The sequence below is a fragment of the Halosimplex rubrum genome (assembly GCF_013415885.1).
Classification (GTDB): Archaea; Halobacteriota; Halobacteria; order Halobacteriales; family Haloarculaceae; genus Halosimplex; species Halosimplex rubrum.
In genome coordinates, this window is record NZ_CP058910.1 from 3,606,543 (window position 1) to 3,625,832 (window position 19,290).

18 protein-coding genes are annotated in these 19,290 nt (G+C 69.4%); 11 read left to right on the forward strand and 7 right to left on the reverse strand.

Annotated features, from left to right (window positions below; genetic code table 11):
* Nucleotides 1–87 precede the first annotated feature (87 nt).
* Together HZS55_RS18030 and HZS55_RS18035 are read right to left on the reverse strand one after the other, a co-directional pair.
* Nucleotides 88–558 carry an FKBP-type peptidyl-prolyl cis-trans isomerase gene (locus HZS55_RS18030; RefSeq protein WP_179908951.1) on the reverse strand — a complete coding sequence of 157 codons (471 nt, stop codon included), beginning with the start codon at nt 556–558 and terminating at the stop codon, nt 88–90.
* A 1,165-nt stretch (nt 559–1,723) separates the two neighbouring features.
* The gene (locus tag HZS55_RS18035; RefSeq protein WP_179908952.1) at nt 1,724–2,731 is read right to left on the reverse strand and encodes an aldo/keto reductase; all 1,008 of its coding nucleotides are present in this window, start codon (nt 2,729–2,731) and stop codon (nt 1,724–1,726) included.
* Nucleotides 2,732–2,888: 157 nt separating this feature from the next.
* Between HZS55_RS18035 and HZS55_RS18040 the strand changes: the two genes are divergently transcribed.
* The 5 genes from HZS55_RS18040 to HZS55_RS18060 all read left to right on the forward strand — a co-directional run bounded on the left by HZS55_RS18040 (nt 2,889) and on the right by HZS55_RS18060 (nt 7,475).
* Nucleotides 2,889–4,232, forward strand: coding sequence for a TIGR00341 family protein (locus HZS55_RS18040; protein ID WP_179908953.1), 1,344 nt, complete (start codon nt 2,889–2,891; stop codon nt 4,230–4,232).
* Nucleotides 4,233–4,493: 261 nt separating this feature from the next.
* Nucleotides 4,494–4,949 carry a hypothetical protein gene (locus HZS55_RS18045; protein WP_179908954.1) on the forward strand — a complete coding sequence of 152 codons (456 nt, stop codon included), beginning with the start codon at nt 4,494–4,496 and terminating at the stop codon, nt 4,947–4,949.
* A gap of 137 nt (nt 4,950–5,086) precedes the next feature.
* A complete protein-coding gene (locus HZS55_RS18050; RefSeq protein WP_179908955.1) occupies nt 5,087–5,932 on the forward strand; it encodes a hypothetical protein in 846 nt (281 codons plus the stop codon).
* Between the two features lie 166 nt (nt 5,933–6,098).
* Nucleotides 6,099–6,740, forward strand: a complete 642-nt coding sequence (locus HZS55_RS18055; RefSeq protein ID WP_179908956.1) for a phosphatase PAP2 family protein — start codon at nt 6,099–6,101, stop codon at nt 6,738–6,740.
* Nucleotides 6,741–6,818: 78 nt separating this feature from the next.
* Nucleotides 6,819–7,475 carry a phosphoesterase gene (locus HZS55_RS18060; protein ID WP_246308293.1) on the forward strand — a complete coding sequence of 219 codons (657 nt, stop codon included), beginning with the start codon at nt 6,819–6,821 and terminating at the stop codon, nt 7,473–7,475.
* A 32-nt stretch (nt 7,476–7,507) separates the two neighbouring features.
* Here HZS55_RS18060 and HZS55_RS18065 read toward each other — a convergent pair whose 3' ends face one another.
* The gene (locus HZS55_RS18065; RefSeq protein WP_179908957.1) at nt 7,508–8,548 is read right to left on the reverse strand and encodes an NAD(P)/FAD-dependent oxidoreductase; all 1,041 of its coding nucleotides are present in this window, start codon (nt 8,546–8,548) and stop codon (nt 7,508–7,510) included.
* A 100-nt stretch (nt 8,549–8,648) separates the two neighbouring features.
* On the opposite strand from HZS55_RS18065, the gene HZS55_RS18070 reads away from it, so the two are divergent.
* A complete protein-coding gene (locus HZS55_RS18070; protein ID WP_179908958.1) occupies nt 8,649–9,284 on the forward strand; it encodes an IS6 family transposase in 636 nt (211 codons plus the stop codon).
* Between the two features lie 32 nt (nt 9,285–9,316).
* On the opposite strand, the gene HZS55_RS18075 is transcribed toward HZS55_RS18070, so the two are convergent.
* Together HZS55_RS18075 and leuS are read right to left on the reverse strand one after the other, a co-directional pair.
* Entirely contained in the window at nt 9,317–10,450 is a 1,134-nt protein-coding gene (locus HZS55_RS18075) for a CapA family protein (protein ID WP_179908959.1), read from the reverse strand.
* A gap of 27 nt (nt 10,451–10,477) precedes the next feature.
* Nucleotides 10,478–13,171 carry a leucine--tRNA ligase gene (gene leuS, locus HZS55_RS18080; RefSeq protein ID WP_179908960.1) on the reverse strand — a complete coding sequence of 898 codons (2,694 nt, stop codon included), beginning with the start codon at nt 13,169–13,171 and terminating at the stop codon, nt 10,478–10,480.
* A 161-nt stretch (nt 13,172–13,332) separates the two neighbouring features.
* On the opposite strand from leuS, the gene HZS55_RS18085 reads away from it, so the two are divergent.
* Nucleotides 13,333–14,553 carry an FAD-dependent oxidoreductase gene (locus HZS55_RS18085; RefSeq protein ID WP_179908961.1) on the forward strand — a complete coding sequence of 407 codons (1,221 nt, stop codon included), beginning with the start codon at nt 13,333–13,335 and terminating at the stop codon, nt 14,551–14,553.
* A gap of 74 nt (nt 14,554–14,627) precedes the next feature.
* Here the strand turns inward: HZS55_RS18085 and HZS55_RS18090 are convergent, their stop codons facing one another.
* Nucleotides 14,628–14,936, reverse strand: coding sequence for a hypothetical protein (locus HZS55_RS18090; protein WP_179908962.1), 309 nt, complete (start codon nt 14,934–14,936; stop codon nt 14,628–14,630).
* A 244-nt stretch (nt 14,937–15,180) separates the two neighbouring features.
* On the opposite strand from HZS55_RS18090, the gene HZS55_RS18095 reads away from it, so the two are divergent.
* Both HZS55_RS18095 and HZS55_RS18100 read left to right on the forward strand, forming a co-directional pair.
* Nucleotides 15,181–16,224 (forward strand): phytoene/squalene synthase family protein, encoded by a 1,044-nt coding sequence (locus HZS55_RS18095; protein WP_179908963.1) that lies wholly within the window; start codon nt 15,181–15,183, stop codon nt 16,222–16,224.
* 152 nt (nt 16,225–16,376) lie between these two features.
* A complete protein-coding gene (locus tag HZS55_RS18100; RefSeq protein WP_179908964.1) occupies nt 16,377–17,459 on the forward strand; it encodes a hypothetical protein in 1,083 nt (360 codons plus the stop codon).
* A 69-nt stretch (nt 17,460–17,528) separates the two neighbouring features.
* On the opposite strand, the gene HZS55_RS22945 is transcribed toward HZS55_RS18100, so the two are convergent.
* Complete coding sequence (locus tag HZS55_RS22945) at nt 17,529–17,855, reverse strand: hypothetical protein (RefSeq protein ID WP_343063160.1); 327 nt, start codon at nt 17,853–17,855, stop codon at nt 17,529–17,531.
* Here HZS55_RS22945 and HZS55_RS18105 point away from each other — a divergent pair.
* Together HZS55_RS18105 and eif1A are read left to right on the forward strand one after the other, a co-directional pair.
* Nucleotides 17,751–18,737 (forward strand): NAD(P)/FAD-dependent oxidoreductase, encoded by a 987-nt coding sequence (locus HZS55_RS18105; RefSeq protein WP_343063128.1) that lies wholly within the window; start codon nt 17,751–17,753, stop codon nt 18,735–18,737. The two genes, HZS55_RS22945 and HZS55_RS18105, sit on opposite strands and share 105 nt — an antisense overlap.
* 101 nt (nt 18,738–18,838) lie before the next feature.
* The gene (gene eif1A / locus HZS55_RS18110; protein ID WP_006883989.1) at nt 18,839–19,129 is read left to right on the forward strand and encodes a translation initiation factor eIF-1A; all 291 of its coding nucleotides are present in this window, start codon (nt 18,839–18,841) and stop codon (nt 19,127–19,129) included.
* The last annotated feature ends 161 nt before the right edge of the window (nt 19,130–19,290 follow it).

Consider the following 19,290-nt stretch of genomic DNA (forward strand, 5'->3'; position numbering starts at 1 on the left):
ATTCTCCGTATAACGTCGATAATGGGGGGATTTATTCGAAGGGTCGCCGGCCGAACGGTCGACCGGCGGTCCGCGACGGACGGGCCGTCACTCGACGGCGACGACCTCGACCTCGAAGGTGAGCGCCTCGCCGGCGAGTTCGTGGTTGAAGTCGACGGTGACCGTCTCGTCGTCGGCGTCGACGACCTCGCCCGGCAGGCCCTCCTCGGTCTGGATCTCCAGCCCTTCCTCGACCTCGCGGCCGCCGAGCATCTCCGCGAACTCGTCGGCCTCGTACTCGACGACGCGGTCGTCGGTGCGCTCGCCGTAGGCCTGCTCGGGCTCGATCTCGACGGTGTCCTCCTCGCCGGCCTCCATGCCGACCAGGCCGTCCTCGAGGCCCTCGATGATGCGGCCCGAGCCGATCTCGACGGTGAGCGGCTGGTAGTCGCGGTCGGGCTGGTCCGCGGCGAGGCCCTCCGCTTCCGCGACGGACTCCAGCGACGTGTCGAAGACGCTGCCGTCGTCCAGTCGCCCTGTGTACTCGATCGTGACCGTGTCGCCTTGTGAGATAGCCATACCGTCCGAAACGGTGGCCGACGGATAAGCCTGCGGACTGGGACCCGCGCCCGCGTTCGGTACGGAGGTTGCAGTGAATCGTTGCGGTGGCGCGCGCTGTCGAGCGTGCCCGTCTCGTGGCGGGCCGCTCGAAATAGCCGCGCGAGGGATGACTGAGCGAGTGAAGCGAGCGAAGGAATCGGCTGGGGAGGCTCGTGGTCGTCTGTGGTGCTGTGTGGGTCGATCTGCTGTTTCATATCCGTCGCGGTTCTGGTGGACTGAAAGGGCGAGGCGCGCTCGCGCAGGGAGTCGTCTGAGCGGAACACGCGCACGGGTCGTTCCGCTCCCCGTGCGTGAGCGCGCCGAGGGCTTTGGACACCTGCCGTCGGGTGTGATTACCATCGCTCGACTTCGTTTCACAGAAACTCGAACTGAAACCACGGATGGACGAATAGCCAGTCTGAGAAGGATATTCGACGAGTCGTCTCATGTGGTGTAGATATGGTTCCACACCCAGAGGCGGAGTTGCCGGAGTGGACAAGACATATGTCAAATCGGAGAGGAGGTTTGTTTGTGTCTCGAATGACTGTGCTATACTCGGTCGGTATCGTAGCACTCGTTTCACTGTCTCCTCTTTCCACCGGGCTTGGTGTTGCTCAGCTAGCTTATCAGGGTCAGCCACTGTCGGCCGAGAACACTACTGAAACACTGACTCAGACCGATATCGAGACTAGGACAACGACAGCACTTCCGACAAGCACAACGGTGGACTCGCACGGCGGCCCTCCGTTCAGCCAGTTCGGTCTGATGTATCTGATGATCGGTCTTGGCTGTCTGATCTTTCTTGGCGGAGTAGTTGCGATACTTTGGAATGTATATCCGCGTTCAAGCACGGAGAACCGTTGATTCCGTCATTTCTACTCCCGTCGAAACTGAAACAGTTGCCTCCGTAGAGACTCTCCTCACTACACGCTATTTTGAGCGAATGCCCGACTGATCGCCCTGCGTGCTTTCGTGGAGTAGCCCCCCACGAAGGCAGAACGGTGTTGAACCGCTCTTTAGAGGTTCATCAAGAGGGAAAGGACGGCTATGACTACCCAGCACTGAGAAGCGTCCACCCAACATCTTACCACCAGTCCTCCGCCCGAAAGCGGTCAAAACGCAGACAATCCGGCCACGGCTGCCCTCAGGCGTTCGTCCGGTACAGGTCGCCCTCGTCGTCGTAGCGTGCCTCGAAGATGCGGTCGAACTGCTCGTCGGACAGTTCTACGTCGATAGCGCCGAGGTTCTCGTCGAGTTGCTCCACCGTTCGAGCGCCGACGATGGGCACGCAGTCGAAGTCGGGCTGGTCCATCAGCCACCGGAGCGCGACCTGCGCCGGTGATGCGTCCACTTCGTCGGCCACCTCGCGCACCGCGTCGAGGACGTGCCAGCCGCGCTCGGAGACGTACCAGTCCTCGAACATCGGGTCCAGATCCCCACGGGTCCCCTCGTCCGCGTCGAGGTCGTAGGTGCCGTCGCCGACGCGCTCGTACTTGCCGGTGAGAAAGCCGCCCGCCAGCGGCGAGTACGGGCAGACCGCGAGATTTTGATCGGCGCAGACGTCGAGATACTCGGCCACGTCCTCGTAGTAGGCGGCGTGAAAGAGCGGCTGGGTGACCGAGAAGGCCTCGTAGTTGTTCACGTCGGCCTGCCACAGGCCCTTCGTGAGCTTCCAGGCGTCACAGGTCGAGATACCGACGTAGTGGACTTTCCCCTCGCTGACGAGGTCGTCGACGGCGCGCAGGGTGTGTTCGATGGGCGTCTCGTCGTCGAAGCGGTGGAGATAGAGGATATCGAGGTAGTCGGTGCCCAGTCGGTCCAGCGAGCCCTCGACCTCCGCGCGGACGTTCTTCTTCGAGAGGTTCTCCTGGAATCTCGACACTGTCGACCAGAAGCACTTCGAGGCGATCACGTAGTCCTCGCGGTCCTCGTCTTCGAGCCACTCGCCGATCCAGCGTTCGGAGTCGCCGCCGCCGTAGCCGTTGGCGGTGTCGACGAAGTTGCCCCCGCGCTCGGCGTAGGCGTCGAGCAGTTCGTGGGCGTCCTCGCGGTCGGTCTCGACGACGCCGTCGTGGGCCTTGCCGAAGCGCCACGTGCCGAGACAGACCGGCGACACCTGCAGGCCGGTCGCTCCGAGTCGTCTGTACTCCATATCGACCGATCGGTCGCCGCTCGCTTAGAGGTTGGTTTCGCGGAAGCCGCTCCCGGTCGGCGGCGGAAACCGATCGGGTCCCACGGCCGAAAACGGGGCCGAAGACCCGCGCGAGCGCCGGCTATGGGCTTTTCAGGCGGCCGATCCAACGGCGACCATGCGGTTGCTTCAGCTGTCGGTGCCCGCCGAGCAGCGCGCGGCGATCCGGGAGGTCCTCGACGGGCACGACCTCGGCTACACCGTCGCCGAGGGCGACGGCGCGAAGGAGGGCCACGCCCTCGTCACCGTCGTGATCCCGGCCGACGCCGTCGAGCGCGTGCTGGACGACCTCCAGGAGGCCGGCTACGAACGGAGCACCTACACCGTCTCGACGGAGGCCGAGTTCGCGACCTTCGAGGGGATGGACGCGGTCCAGCGCCACTGGGCGGAGACGCCCAACCGGATCGCCCCCGAGACGCTCCGGGCGAAGGCCCGAGACATGCGCCCGAACACCCAGTCGTACGTCTGGCTGATGCTGCTCAGCACCGTCATCGCGACCGCCGGGCTGCTCATCGGATCGCCCGCCGTCCTCGTCGGGTCGATGGTGCTCGCGCCGCTGGTCGCGCCGATGCTCGCCGCGAGTATCGGCGCGGTCCGCAGCGACCGACCGATGGTCGCCGACAGCCTCCGCCAGCAGGCGGTCGGGCTGGGCGTCGCCGTCGTCGGCGCCGTCGCCGCGAGCCTCCTCATCCGGAACCTCGAGATCGTCTCGGTGACGCTCGACGTGACGACGGTCGACCTGTTCGCGGTGCGGCTCTCGCCGGGACTGCTCTCGGTCGTCGTCGGGCTCGCCGCCGGCGCGGCGGGCGCCTTCGGGCTGACGACGAAGGGCAACGTCAGCATCGTCGGCGTGATGGTCGCCGCCGCCCTGGTCCCGACGGCCGCAGTCGTCGGGATCGGCGTCGCCTGGGGCGCCGCGAGCGTCGCGCTCGGCGCGCTCGTGCTGCTCGGGCTGACCATCGTCGCCGTCAACGCCGGGGCCTATCTCATGTTGCGCTATCTCGGCTACCGCCCCGAGGAGGCCGGCGGGTCGTTCATCGACCTCGAGTCGACCGCCGAGAAGGCCCGGTTCGCCGCGACCGTCCTCGCGGTCGCGGCCGTCGTCGCCGTCGTCCTCGTCGGGTCGGCCCAGCACGTCCGCTTCGAGTACGCCGTCACGCAGGCGACCTCGGACGTAATCTCCGACGAGGAGTACGGCCCCCTCTCGCTCCGCGGCGTCACCGTCCAGTACGCCGGCGCCAGCCCCGTTCGGAACCCAACGACCGTCTCGGTCAGCCTCACGCGGCGGTCGGACGAGTCGTACCCGTCGCTCCCGAACGAACTCGCCCGACAGATATCGGACCGCACCGGCGAGGACGTGACCGTCCTCGTCACCTACACCGACTACGAGATATCGAACGCGACGGGGACCCGATCCGGAGCGGACGCGACGAGCCTCGCCCGCTCGGCGGCCCCCAGTTGACCCGCTACCCGCTCTCGTCGCTCTGGCCGTCGTCCTCCTCCGCTTCGGAGTCGTCGGCCATCCGTTCGTTTCGGGGCTCGGACTGAACAGTCGCCGACTCGCGATAGCCGGTCCGCCGAGCTACTTCGGTCGCCCTCCGGGCGATCGGTCTCGGCGTACTCGGCGCCGTCGGCGACCCGATCGGCTCGTTCCTGTCGGCGCGTTCGACCGATAGATTGATAGTCGATTACCGGTCCGGTACGACCAACGTACCCCGAGTAGATGACGCCTATCGAGATCGCCGCGGCCGTCGCCGTGCTCGTCCTCGCGGTCAGTCTCGGCCTCGTCGCGCACGAACTCGCCCACGCGGTCGTCCTGCGCGCCGCGGGCGTGGCCTACCGCATCGACTGGTTCCCCGGCGACGACACCGGGGTCCTCGGCGCCGGCCTCCGCGGACGCTGGGCCGCGGTCAGACCGCGCGCGACCGCGGAGACGCCCGCCTGGGTCCTGCGGTGCTCGGCGATGATGCCGCTCGCGCTCGCCGCCCCGCTCGCGCTCGTCCCGCTCGGCGTCGTCGCCGACCCGTTCGCGACCGACGGCCTCGTCGGCTTCGCCGCCGTCGGGTGGATGGCCTGCGCGCTGCCGAGCCCGCAGGACTTCTCCGTGCTGTGGTACGCCGACGCCGCCGTCGCCGCGACGGCCGACGACGCCTCGACCGATCAGCCGTCGGCGACGTGACCGCCCGCGAGAGCGCGGTAAGGTCGCGGTACTCCGCAGCTCCGGGGCGGCCTCCGGTCGGCGCCGCGCCGGCCCCGCGTCGTCCCCTCGATAGGGGCCTGTTTCCTTTCTCCGCGAGTTCCCTATTGGTCGGACCGATGCCAGATCCCGACAGCAACGCCGAGCCCGAATCCGCCACGGACCCGCGGTTCGACGACTGGCCGGTCAGGCGCTACGACGCCGCCGCCGACCTGACCGTCGAGCGAGCGACACCGGACGACGACGGCCGACAGCTCGACGACGTGGAGTGGGTCGGCGGCACCCGGGCCGGTTCCGGTGGCGCCGCCTACGTCTACGCGCCCGAGTCCGAGACGCTCCATCGCGGCCGCTACGACCACGAGAACGACCGGGTCGTCGTCGACGACGAGACCGCCGTCGAGCGGGAGACGCTTGGCGACCACCTCGTCGACGTCGGCGAGGACCACGGCTGGGGCTGGCTCTCCTCGTTCGCCCGCGAACACATGGACACGCCCGACCACGACCCCGACGACCCGACCGCCGAGCACCTCCTGCCGCCCGGGTTCGACCACGAGGCGACGGCGTTCCAGCGGCGCAATCTCGTCGACGACGCCGACGAGGACGCCGCCTTCTTCGGCTCGCACACCTTCGCCGACGACACCGACCGGGTCCACGTGCTCGAACGCGAGTTCGCCGTCACCGCCGCCGCGTCCGACGACCGCGCGGACGTACACGTCGAGGAGCGCTATCTCGTCGCCGAGGAGCCGCGCGAGGAGGACCGCGCCGGCGACGCCGACGTCGTCGAGGAGCGCGAGTACGACCTGGCGCTCGACGTGGACCGCGACGAGCGCTGGATACACGACGCCGAGGGGCTCCTGACGGAGTGGCACCGTCGACACCTCGCGCCGCCCGAGCGCGAGGAACACCGCCGCGTCGAACGCGGGACGGCCCCGCCCGACGACAGCGCCGACCGGCGCGGCGTCTGAGCGGCGACGAGAGCACGGCCGCGTCGCCCGTGGGAGTTTCCGGGCAGACCGCCGTGCCGGCGATGTCCGGCCGCACGTCCAAGTAGTGCCGGGCCCCAGAGGAGACGATGCCCGGCAGTGTCATCCTTCAGACGCTCGGCGACGCCGTCCGCGCGGCCATGCCATCGTGGCTCGTGCCCGTGTTCCACGGGATCACGCGGCTCGGCAACCTCGGCGTCTTCCTGGTCGCGTTCGCCCTCGACTACTGGTTCGTCGACCGCGAGCGCGGCGCTCACGCCATCGGCGTCGTCGTCGGCGGGATGGCGATGCTGACCGCGCTCAAGTACGCCTTCGCCGCGCCGCGGCCGCCGGCCTCGTCTCCCTGATCGCGCTCTCGCGGGTGGTCCTCGGCGTCCACTTCGTCCGCGACGTGCTCGCCGGGATCGTCTTCGGCGACGTCTTCCTCGTGGTCGCGTTCGGACTCACCGGTCGCGACCCCCGGCTCGCCTTCCTGCTCGCGATCGCCGTCGCTCTCCTCGCCGTGGCGGTCAGCGGCGCCGGCCGCGACGGGGTCGGCCTCCTCGGCCTCGCGGTCGGCGCCGCCGTCGCCTGGGAACTCGCCGGCGACGGGACGACCGTCGAGCGGCCGCTGTGGCGAGTGGCGCTCGTCGGCGGCCTCCTCCCGGTCCTCGCCGGGCTGGGCTGCGTCGCCCTGATCGCCGACCCCTCGCCGACGGCCGTGTTCGCACTCACCGTCGCGCTCGGCGCCGGACTGGTCGCCCCGCCCGCCTTCCTCGGCGGGCCGAACGCCTCGACTGCCACCGCCTGAGGCGACCGTCGCGAGTCCCAGCGATACGCGGCGGCGGGCGACACGTGGCGAATGCCGGCCGGTCGACTATCCGGCACGATGGCCTATCCGCCCGCCATGTCGGCGCTCGGCCGGGCGATCGACCTGTACGGGTACGTCTTCCACCCGATCACCGTCCTCGGCGTCGGGAGCCTGCTACTGATCTACCACGAGTGGCGCGAGCGGGGGGCCGACCGGACCGCCCTGTGGCGCCGCGTCGGCGCCTTCCTCGGCGCCGGCGCCCTCGCGCTCGTCCCGACGGCGGTCTTCTTCCTCGCGTTCCGCGGCGGGCTCGGCCGGGCGGTCGGCGGGAGCAGCTGGCGGCTCGACGAGATGGTCGCCGCCGGCGTGCTGATCGCCGCCGGCGTCACCTGGTTGCTCTGGCGCCGCTACGAGTGGGGGCCGATCGTCCCCCCGGCGATGGTGACGTTCGCGGCCGTCACGGTCCCCTACGCCGCCCTCGCGCCCGTCTGGGACATCTCCGGGCACGTCATCCTCGCGCTGGCGCCGACGCTGTACCTGACGCTCGTCGACCGCCGGTACGCGCCCCTGCTCGCCGTCCCGGTCCTGATGGTCCCGACGCGCGTCCTGGTCGAGGCCCACACGTGGGCCCAGTCGGTCGCCGGGTTCGCCGTCGCCGCGGCGATCACGGTCGGCCTCTACCGCGTACAGGCGGGATCGAGCGACCGCCGAGGGGCCGGGTCGACCGCGTCCTGACCGCGGCGGCCGCCCCCCGTCGCACCCGCCCGCTACTCCAGCGAGTAGGCGACCCGCTCGCCGGTGTCCAGGCCGTTCCGGAGCGCGGCGTGCAGGCGCGCCTCGCCGGCCACCCAGTCGCCGAGCGGGTAGAGATCCGCGTCCGCGACCCCGTCGACCGCGCCCTGCCGGACGCCCTCGTCCGGGAGCGCGTAGCGCCACCCCTGGTGGTCGGTCCACTCGGGGTCGGCCAGCCGCTCGTCGTCGAGCACGTCCGCGGTCAGTTGCGCCAGGTCGGCCACGTTCTCCGCCGGGTCGTCGTCGTAGCGCTCGACCGACCACTCGGGGTTGGCCTGCACCACCAGCACCGACTCGCCGTCGGGGACGTGGCCCGCCTTGCACTCCTCGCGGGCGATCCAGCCGATCTGGTGGTCCCGATCCGGGTTGACCAGCGCGTAGTAGGGCCGGTCGAGTTCGAACTCGTAGCCCAGTACCGCCGTCCAGATGGTGCGGTAGGGGACGGCCTCGGCCGCCTCGGTGAGGTCCCGCCGGGCCCGGCTCTCCCACTCGGCGTCGCGCAGGAGCTCGGCGCTCTGCGGTGCCGGCGGATTGAGCAGGAGCGCGTCGAACGGCCCCCACTCCCCGCCGTCGGTGTCGACGACGCGCCAGCGCTCGCCGTCGCGCACGAGCGTCTCGGCTCTGGTCGAGTTCGCCACGGTCGCGTCGGTCTCGCCGAGCAGTCGCTTGGCGATCTGGGTCAGGCCCGCGCGGTAGCTCCACTTGTGGTCGTCGGCGTCGCGACCCTCGGAGACCGCGCCCGCCGAATCGAAGGTGTAGACCGGCTCGGCCACGTCGACCAGCCCCTCCGAATCGAGCGTCTCGGTCAACAGTTCGACGACGCGGTCGTCGTCGCTCTTGACGTAGTTGGCGCCGTAATCGTAGGTCACGTCGTCCCGGCGGCGCGTCGCCGCGCGACCGCAGACGCCCCGGGACTTCTCCAGCACCGTCACCTCGGCCGACGGGACCGCCCCGTCGAGCACGTACGCCGCGGCCGCGGCCGCCGCGCCCGCGCCGACGACTCCGATCTCTGTCATAGCGGTCGTTCGGGCTCCTGTGACTAAACGGGTCGCATCTCCACCGGGGCGGTGTTCAGATAAGGATGAAGAGTGAGGCGGTACGTTTTCAAAGTGATCTATGCCCGAAAACGACCGCCTCGGTGGATGTTTGGACGAGATTGACTTAGAGTTTGTTGAACGCGAGGCGACACCGAAGCTGCTGATGAAGCTCAGTATTCAGCTGCATCTTGCTGGACTTTCGCTTTCAAATACTGTTTTGTTTATTGAAGTATTCGGTGTCGACCGGGCACGCTCCACCGTTCATAATTGGGTTCACAAGGCCGATCTACAGCCGGAGACTGGTCGCTCACCGGATCACGTTGCGGTCGACGAAACCGTGATCCAGATCGACGACCAGCAATACTGGCTGTACGCAGCGGTCGATCCCGAATCGAACGAATTACTCCATACGCGGCTTGAAACAACGAGAACAAACGCTCTCGCAGAACGGTTCTTCGGTGAGATTCGCCAGAAACACGACGTCGACGACGCCGTGTTTCTCGTCGATGGCGCTACCCCACTGAAAGAAGCCTGTCACCGACACGGCCTCGATTTCAGATACGAACGCCACGGAAATCGTAACAGTGTCGAACGTGTCTTTCGTGAAATAAAACGCCGTACCTCTTCGTTCTCAAACTGCTTCAGTCACGTCGATCCAGAAACTGCCGCCGACTGGCTCAGATCATTCGCTTTCGCATGGAATCGGCTTATCTGAACACTACCTCCACCGGCGGTCGAGCCGCCCGGTTAGCCGTTCGCCAGCGGGATCGACAGCCCTCGACCCTCGCGTTCGACGGTCGTCCCGAACTCCGCCGAGAGCGTCCGGACGCGCTCGCGGACCCACGCGGCCACGTCGCCGGTGGCCTCGCGGACCCGCTCGTCGGCGATCTCGACCGGGACGACCCGCAGGCGGTCGAGCCGCCCGTCCTCGACGGCGAGTTCGACGCGGACGCTCCGGTCGTTGTGCAGGTCCTCCTTGACGACGTAGTCGTCCACGTAGTCGCCCAGATCGTAGCAGATCGGTCGCCCGCGGTACACCTCGATCCCCTGGGGGACGTGGGCGCTGTGGCCGTGGACCACGTCGACGCCGCGGTCGACCAGCCACCGGGCGAACCGGCGCTGGGCCGCCGACGGGCGCACCTCCCAGTTTGGACCCCAGTGCAGCGACGCCACGACGAGGTCGGGGTCACGGCGGTAGACGGCTTCGAGCGCGGAGTCGACTCGATTCCCCGCGCCCGACCGCTCGGGGTCCAGTCGGATCCACGCGGTCCCCGCGCTGTCGGGGCCGGCGCGGTAGGACCGCGACTGGTCGGTCAGCGCGATCACGCCCACGTCCAGGCCGCCCGCCGACGCGACGGTCGGCTCGAACGCCGCAGCGCGGTCGCGACCGGCGCCCGCCGTCGCGATCCCCGCGCGTTCGAGGTGGGCGACCGTGTCGGCGAGCGCGGTCGGGCCGAAGTCGAGCAAGTGGTTGTTCGCCAGCGCCGCGAACGACGCGCCCGCCGCGTCCAGCGCCGGGAGCGTCCACGCGGGGTCGGCCCGGAAGTAGTAGCCCCGGTTCGGGGTCCGCTCGCCGCGCGTCGACACGCTGCACTCGAGGTTCAGGAAGAGTCCGTCGAGGCCGCGCAGCGCGGGGAGTGTCGACCCCCAGACGCCGGCGGGGTCGCGGGCCGCGCTCTCGGACTCGCTGCCCGCCCAGCGCTCGTCGACGCTCCGGCCCAGCATCGCGTCGCCGACGAACCCGAGCCAGGCGTCGGCGTCGCCGCGGACCGTCGCGGGCGTCCGGCGACGCGTCCGCCGCCGGGCGACTCCGCCGAACCCGGCCAGCGCCGCGACCGACGCGGCGGACCCGGCGAGGACGGCTCGACGGGACGGCGCCACGGTCAGTCGGTCCTCCCGGCAGGCATCTCAGTCGATGTGGATCGCGGGCTTTCCGGGCTCGGCCTTCCCGGCGAGGTCGTCGTCGGGGCTCGCGCGGCGCACCTCGATATCGGCGCCGAACTCGTCGGCGAACAGCCAGCTCGCGGCCTCCAGCACGGCCAGCTCGCGCTCGGCGTCGAGGACGGGTTCGAGCGCGCCGGCGCGGTCGGCCAGCTCCCCGAGGTACTCGGCGGCCCGGTCGCCCTGCTCGCCGACGGCGTCGTCGTCCAGCGCCGACCCGACGACCGCGTCGCCCGGGTCGGCCGCTCGGACGTGCTCGTAGGCGCGGTACTTCCACCCCTCGGCGGCGACGATCTCGATGGTCCCGGGGTCGTCGATGGCGACGACCTCGGTGATGTCGCGCACGTCGTCGAGCGTCCGGTCGACGAGCCGCCGCTCCAGCTCGTAGTCCTCGACCGCGTCATCGACGGCGGGCCACTCGGCCTCGACGACCATCCCGTCGGTGTCGAGCAGGTTCCACATCTCCTCGCCGAGGTAGGGGGCCATCGGCGCGACGAACCGCGTCAGCGCGCGGAGGCCCCGCTCGTACGTCCCCTCGTCGACCGGCCCGTACTCGGCGTAGCGCCGCAGCAGGCGAGCGAACCGCTGGGTCTCGCTGACGACGCGGTGGAAGCGAAAGCGCTCGTACTCCTCGGCGACGGCCGTGACCGTCCGGTCGATCTCGCGTTCGAGGTAGGCGTCCTGGGGCGCCGCCTCCTCGCGGGTCGCCACGTCGTCGCGGTCGGCGACCATCGAGTACAGCCGCTGCTGGAAGTCGTACACGTCGCCGACGGACTTGACGGTCCACTCGAAGTCCTGTGCGGGGTGGGCCGCAGACAGCAGGAACAGCCGGGTCGTCTCGGCGCCGTACTCGTGGGGCGCGATGGCGTTGCCCTTCGAGGAGGACATCTTCTCGCCGTCGTACAGCACCGTGCCCTGGTTGATCAGCCGCTCGACGGGTTCGCGCGTGTCGAGCAGTCCCAGATCCGCCAGCGCGCGGGTGAAAAAGCGGATGTACAGCAGGTGGAGGATGGCGTGTTCCTCGCCGCCGACGTACACGTCGACCGGGAGCCAGTCGTCGGCGCGGTCGGTGTCGAAGGGGGCGTCGCCGAGGTCGGGCGAGCAGAACCGCAGGAAGTACCACGACGAGTCGACGAAGGTGTCCATCGTGTCCGTCTCCCGCTCGGCGGGGCCGCCGCAGTCGGGGCACTCGACGGCCTTCCACTCCTCGCTCTCTTCGAGGGGGTTGCCAGCGGTGCGGACGTACGGCGGGAGTTCGACGGGCAGGTCCTCGTCGGGGACGGGGACGCGGCCGCAGTCCTCGCAGTGGATCATCGGGATAGGCGTGCCCCAGTAGCGCTGGCGGGAGATGAGCCAGTCGCGCAGTCGGTACTCGACGGCCGACTCGACGCCGTCGGCACCGAGCAGGCGTTCGCGGGCGGCCGAACTCGCCAGTCCGTCGTACTCGCCGCTGTCGGTCAGCATGCCGTCGTCGGTGTAGGGCGCGTCGGGCAGGTCGGTCCCGCTGCCGTCGACCGGTTCGACGGCCTGTTCGACCGGGAGGTCGTGAGCGTCGGCGAAGGCGTGGTCGCGCTCGTTGTGCGCGGGCACGCCCATCACGGCGCCCGTCCCCACGTCGTCGAGGACGTACGCCGCGACGTAGACCGGGAGCTCCTCGCCGGTGATCGGATGCGTGGCGGTCAGGTCCGTCTCGACGCCCGACGTTCCGCCGGCGTCGGCGCCCGCGCTCGTCACGTCCTCGACGTAGTCGGCCACCGCGTCGTCGGTCTCGGCGACCGCACGCGCGAGGTCGTGGCCCGGCGAGAGCGCGACGAAGGTGGCGCCGTGGACGGTATCGAGGCGGGTGGTGAACACGTCGACGCCCTCGGCGCCCGCCGACTCGCCGTCCCCGTCGAGAGCGTCACCCGCGATATCGAAGGTGACGTGGGCGCCCTCCTGGCGACCGATCCAGTTGCGCTGGATGTCGCGGACGCTGTCGGGCCACCCCTCCAGGTCGTCGAGGCCGGCGTCGAGCTCCTCGGCGTAGTCGGTGATCGTGAAGAACCACTGGTCGAGTTCGCGCCGTTCGACTGGCGTCTCGCAACGCCAGCAGACCCCCGCGGCGTGGGCGTGGTCGACGGCGCTCGCTTCGGCCTCGGCGTCGTCGGGGCGCTCGACCTGCGCGTCGGCCAGCACCGTCTCGCAGTCCGGGCACCAGTTGACGCGAGCGCCGGTGTACTCGACCAGATCCTCCTCGTGGAACCGCTTGAAGAGGTACTGGTTCCAGCGGTAGTACTCGGGGTCGCAGGTGGTGACCTCCCGCGACCAGTCGTAGCCGAAGCCCATCGTCTCCAGCTCCTCGCGCATCTGCTCGATACACGAGCGGGTCCACGACTCGGGGTCCGTGTCGCGCTCGTAGGCCGCGTTCTCCGCGGGGAGGCCGAACGCGTCCCACCCCATCGGCTGGAGCACCTCGTCGCCCCGTAGCGAGCGGTAGCGGGCGTACGCGTCGGTGATCGCGTAGTTGCGGACGTGACCCATGTGGAGCGTGCCGGAGGTGTAGGGGAACATCCCGAGGACGTACGTCGGGTCGGCGGCGTCGTCGGGCACCTCGTAGACGCCTTCGGCGTCCCAGACGTACTGCCAATACTCCTGCACCCTGGCGTGGTTGTACCGAGTCATCGACTGTTGGCGGACCTCCGTCCGCCGCCGTAATCACTGTTCCCCACGCGACGCGGTTTCGCGGGGTCGCGAGGGTGTCCCGGGACCGTCGCGAGACCGGGCGATGACTCGATCACCGCGTCCGTCGGCACTCACATCCGTCTCCGACCCCAGAGACCGGTATGGCGATCGATACCACGGCCCTCGTGATCGGCGGCGGGGCGACCGGCGCCGGAGTGGCACGCGACCTCGCGCTGCGCGGCTGTGACGTGACGCTCGTCGACCGCGGCGGCCTCGCCGACGGGACCAGCGGCCGCTCGCACGGACTGCTCCACAGCGGCGCCCGGTACGCCGAGGCCGACGAGGTCGGCGCCGAGGAGTGCATCGCGGAGAACCGAACGCTCAGAGACATCGCGGGCGCGGCCGTCGCGGACACCGGTGGCCTGTTCGTCCAGCTCGCCGAGGACGACCCCGACTACTTCGACGCCAAGCGCGACGCCTGTGAGGCGATCGGGATCCCCGTCGAGGTGGTCGACGGCGACGAGGCGCGGGCGGCCGTCCCCGAACTCTCCGAGGGCGTCGAGCGAGCGATGCGCGTCCCCGACGCCGTCGTCTCGCCCTCGCGGCTCGTCGCCGCCAACGCCCGGGACGCGGCCGACCGCGGCGCCGCCGTCCACTACGGCTCGCCCGTCGAGGGGATCCGGGTCGACGACGGCGAGGTGACCGGCGTCGCGGTGGGCGGCGCGCTCGACGAGACGGTCCGTCCGGAAGTCGTCGTCAACGCGACGGGTGCGTGGGCCGGCGAACTCGCCGCGATGGCCGGGGTCAGCGTGGAGATGCGGCCGACCCGCGGGCTGATGGTGTCGGTCGACTACCCCGGCCTCGGGACGGTCCTCAACAGGAGCCGCGAGCCGGGCGACGGCGACATCGTCGTGCCCCACGAGCGTGAGGCGGTGCTCGGGACCACGAGTGTCGCGGTCGACGACCCCGACGACTACGAGCGGGCCGACTGGGAACGCGAGCGGGTGCGCGAGGCGTGCGCCGCGATGTGTCCGGCGCTTTCCGACGCCACCCACGTCCGCGAGTGGTGGGGCGTCCGCCCGCTGTACGAGCCCGACGAGGCCGACCGCGGCGGCCGGGGCATCTCGCGGGGCTTCTTCCTGCTCGACGGCGCCGACGAGGGCGTCGGGAACTTCCTGTCGGTCGTCGGCGGGAAGCTGACCACCTACCGGTCGATGGCCGAGGCGACCGCCGACGCGGTCTGCGAGCGACTCGGCGTCGACGAGCCCTGTCGCACCGCGGAGACGGGACTGCCCGGTGCCGACGACCCCGCCGCTCTCGACGAGTTCGTCGCCGACCTCGGCGGGCCGGGCCCCTCCGACAGCGACACCGTCGGTCGGTGACCGGCCCGCCGACCGGTTGCCGTTCGCCGACCGGTCGGCGGTCGGTCGTGGAACCCGTCGCGGCCGCCGCCGGCTCAGTCCTCGTCCTCGAACCAGCGCGCGGTCGAGGCGAGGTACTCGTCGCGGGGGTGACCGGGCTCGAAGTTCGGCCGGAAGTACTCCCGGACCCGCTCGACACCGAACGCCGCGAGCCCGCCGACCGAGGCCAGAAAGAGCCAGCCGCCGACCGAGCCCGTGACCGCCGCGACCAGGTCCGCGTCGTAGTACGCGGCCATCACGGCCAGCCCGGCGCCGAACAGCACCGCGTAGACCACCGCGGCCATGACGAGCCACGGGCTGTTCGCTCGCAACTGCCGTCGAAAGCGTGTCCCCGCACGACCCATATCCGGGCCTTGGAGCACGTCCGAAAAAGCCTTTCTCTCCCGTGGTTCGCCTTCCCAGACCCCGCCGGACAGCTCCCAGCCGGGGCCGCCCGTCCGAAAGTGACATATATCGAATGAGTAAGCGCCGGTTGGACTCACGCGAAGCGGGGGGCTCCGGCGGCGGTGCGGCGCGAACCCCCGGACCCGTTCGGGCGAACAGTAGGCGAACTTTTTACTTGTGGAATGCTAAGGGGGTGTATCGGGAATGTCACGGAACCAGACCGAACAGATGTTTCAGGACGACCTCGACTACTGTTACGACGCCGTCCAGGAGGTATCGCGCACGTTCGCGTTGACGGTCGCGGAGCTCGACGAGCCGATGTCGCGCGACATCTGTGTCGGCTACCTCCTCTGTCGGATCGCGGATACCGTCGAGGACGCCGGGCACATCCCGCCGGCCGAGCAGCGAACGCTACTCGACCTGTACAACCGGGTGCTCGACCCCGACGACGACGCCACGATTGCGGAGTTCAGGGCCGCCGTCGACGAGTGGATCCCCGAGAGTCCGAACGACGACTGGGAGGTCGTCGCCCAGTCGCCGCGGGTGTTCCGCGCGTTCGAGGGCCTCGACGAGGACTCGCGGGCCGCGATCCGACCGCCGGTGCGCGAACTCGTCAGCGGCATGGCGATGTTCGTCGAGCGCTACGCCGAACAGGGCGGGCTGCGCCTGCAGACGTTCGGCGAGCTCGAGGAGTACTGCTGGTACGCCGCCGGGACCGTCGGGACGCTCGTGACCGGCCTGCTCTCGCGCAACGTCGACGACTCCGTCGGCGAGACGCTCCAGAACAACGCCCGCTCGTTCGCCATGCTCCTCCAGCTGGTCAACGTCTCGAAGGACGTTGCCACCGACTTCGAGGAGGAGAACAACGTCTACATCCCCCAGGAGCTGCTCGACGACCAGCAACTGGACACCGAGGACATCCGCGAGGAGGACGGCGAGGAGTTCGTCCCCGTCATCCGCCGGGTCGTCGACCGCGCCGAGGGCTACCTCGACGGCGCCCAGACCTGGCTCGAGACCATGCCGGAGATCCGCGGCAACACCCTCTCGGCGTGGGCGATCCCCTTCCTCCTGGCTGTCGGCACGCTGCGCGAACTCGAGGAGCGCCCCGAGGACGTCATCGAGGAGGGCGACGTGAAGGTCTCCCGCTCGGAGGTGACGACGCTGTTCGCGATGTTCTCCGGCGAGGACGACCCCTCGGTCGCCGAACTGCGCTCGAAGATACGTCAGCAGCCGCTCGACGAGTACTGACGGGCGGTCGTGGCGGTGACCGCAGTTGTCCTCTCTGACGCCGATTCTATACCCCGGAGCGGCTCTGTAACCGGAACGAATTAGTTCTCCTGTTCGAAATGCGGTGGACATGTCGCCTGTTGAACCTTTGGCCGCGGTAGGTGGTCGGTGACATGGGGACCGAATCGATTGACGCGGACGTGCGGGACCGCTACGACCACGGGGACCACTGGATCAGCGCCGCAGTCGAGCGGGGACTGCCGTTCGGGCTCGACAACAGACTGCTCACTGCCGTCGTCAAATTCAACCTGATCCCCGACGTTCTCGCGGCGCTCTACGTCGTCACCCAGTGGGGCGAGTGGTCGGTCCGGTTTCTGGCGGCCGCTGCACTGTTCACCGCGTGGGCCAACGTCGCCCCGTACCTGATCTGGTACTACGACAAGCGGGTACTGCCCTCGTTTTTCGACACGGTCTCGGAAATCGTCGTCGACACCGATCGGCTCGACGAACTTGCGGTCCGATACAACAAGTTCTACGAGGGATTCGACCTGCTGTCGGCACTATTATGGGGTGGGGGCTTCCTCGCCGCCGGTTACTTCGGTGCCGGCGTCTTCGAGGCCCAAGGGATGACCGGTGACGGCCGTCTGTTCCTGTGGACGACACTGGCCTACGGCGCCTACGTCGGCGGCGTGCTCGGCGAAGGCGGCTTCTCGGGGACCGTCACGACGCTGTTTCTCGTCCGCGAGGTCGCAGGTCTCGAGTTCGAGATCCAACCGCTCCACCCCGACGGCCTGGGCGGACTGAGTACTGTCGGCGAGTTTGCTATCCGGACGACGCTGCTGTGGTCCTCCGCGTCCCTGCTCATCCCCCTCGCCTTCCAACTCATCTCCGGAGCTGGATCGCTGAACGTCGTCATGGCGGCTGTGACCGCCGGATATATCGGGACAATCCTCGCGACGTTCCTCTACCCCACACTCGTCATCAACCGCCGGAGTGAGAGGCTGCGAACGGAGACGCTCGAAGCGATCCGCCGGGAGTACCTGGCGCTGCAGGAGCGGGTCGACGGATCGAGCGCGGACGGGGTGAGCGACGTAAACGACCGGCTGGAGATGCAGCGGTTGCGGAACCAGTACGACGACTATGCGACGGTGCGGCTGTATCCGCTACAGATCGAGATATTCGTCCGGCTGGCGGGGTCCGTCCTCTTCCCGCTGTTTTTCCTCCTGCTGGAGTACTACCTCCCGGCACTCGGCTGATCGCGGAGGCGACGCCTGATCCCGTTCCGGTATCTCCGGCCCGTTCGCCCGCCGGAACTTCGGAACGCATTAGACGGATCCACCCTCACCGGCGGGTGTGCCAGCGTACGATGTCGCCGTCGCCGGCGGAGGCCCCGCCGGCTTGCAGTTCGCGCGGTCGGTCGCGAGTCGCTCGGAGCACTCCGTCGTCGTCCTCGAAGCCAACGACTCGCTGGCCGACAACAACAAGTCCACCGGGGGCACCTTCGACGAGGCGATCCGGCAGTTCGATATCCCTGAGAGGCCGAGGGCGTGGCCTTCGAGGCGGGCGACTCGACCGGTCGCGTCCCCGTTCCCGCATACGTCCTCGATTTCCCGGGTCTGCTCTCGTTCCTCGGCGAGGAAGCCGTCGCACACGGCGCCGAAATCCGGACCGGAACCAGAGTGTCCGGGCCGATCACGGAAGGCGGGCGGGTGACCGGCGTCGAGTGTCGCGGCGGCGCCGACCGCGTGACGGCCGATGTGGTTGTCGACGCGACCGGCCCCGCGGCGGCGCTCGTCGACGATCTGGGGCTGTTCGATCCGAGCGGGGCAACCCGCGCTGTCGGGAAGGAATTCGAGGTTGAGGGCGCCCATGAGATCGACGATATGGTCTTCCGGTTCGACCACGACATCGCGCCGGGGGGCTACGCCTGGGCGTTCCCTGCCGGCGACGGCGTCCTGAAGGCCGGCGTCTGCTGGCTCGACGACTACTACGAGGTCGAGGCCACGGACCCGGGCGTGCCAATCGACGCGTACATCGACCGCTGGCTCGCGGCTGACGATCGGTGGACGGTCGACCGCCGGCGGGAGGCGCACGCCGGCAGCGCCTACATCGACAGTTCGCTCGGGCAACGAGTCGCCGATGGGCTAGTTGCCGTCGGCGACGCCGTCGCGAGCATCAACCCGCTGCTGGGCGAGGGGATCCGACCGGGCATGAAATCCGCCAAGATGGCCTCCGACGCCGTCATCGACGCGCTCGACGCCGACGACACTTCGCGGGACCGACTCGAAGCCTACGAGCGCCGCTGGAAGCGCGAGCGGGGGACTCACTGGCGCCGGCAGAACCTCGTCAGTCACCTGCTCTACGGCTTCGACGCCGACCAGCAGCGGCGCTTCGTCGAGAAGATGGACGCGCTGTCGTCCGCGCAGGTCGGCCGGTTCGAGACGTACGACCTGACGGTCCGGGACTACCTCTCGATCTACCCGTACTCAGTCCGGGACCTCCGCCGGATCCCCGACCTCCTCCGGCGGGTCTGAACCGTCGTCTCCCCGGCGTCCGACCCGTGCTGTCGGCCGCGTGTGAGACGTGGTAGCGCGATACTCAGGTGATTTAAACGTGCCGGGCCCGTACCGATCCTGTGAGCGAGAGCGACAACAGCGGGCGTCGGAACCTCCGGATGCCCTCGAACGACGAACTGTTCGCGGTGGTCACACAGCACAACGGCGGAAACCACGTGCGCGTCCAGTGCGAGGACGGCGTCGACCGCATGGGCCGGATCCCCGGCCGGATGAAGTACCGCACCTGGATCAGCGAGGGCGACGTGGTCCTCGTCGAACCGTGGGACTGGCAGGACGAGAAGGCAAACATCGAGTGGCGCTACTCCGAGCAGGACGCCGAGCAGCTCCGCGACGAAGGCCACATCGACTGATTTCTCTTCGAGTACGACCGCGCCGTAGCGGCGACCCCGTGTCGCGCCGTCGGTAGCTTCGGCCACGTTGGTACCTTCGGTCAGTGAGTCGCTCCGACCGCGTCGATAGCCTCCCGAGCGACCGGTACCGACGGCGTCGCGCGGCGAGCGACGGCGAGCGG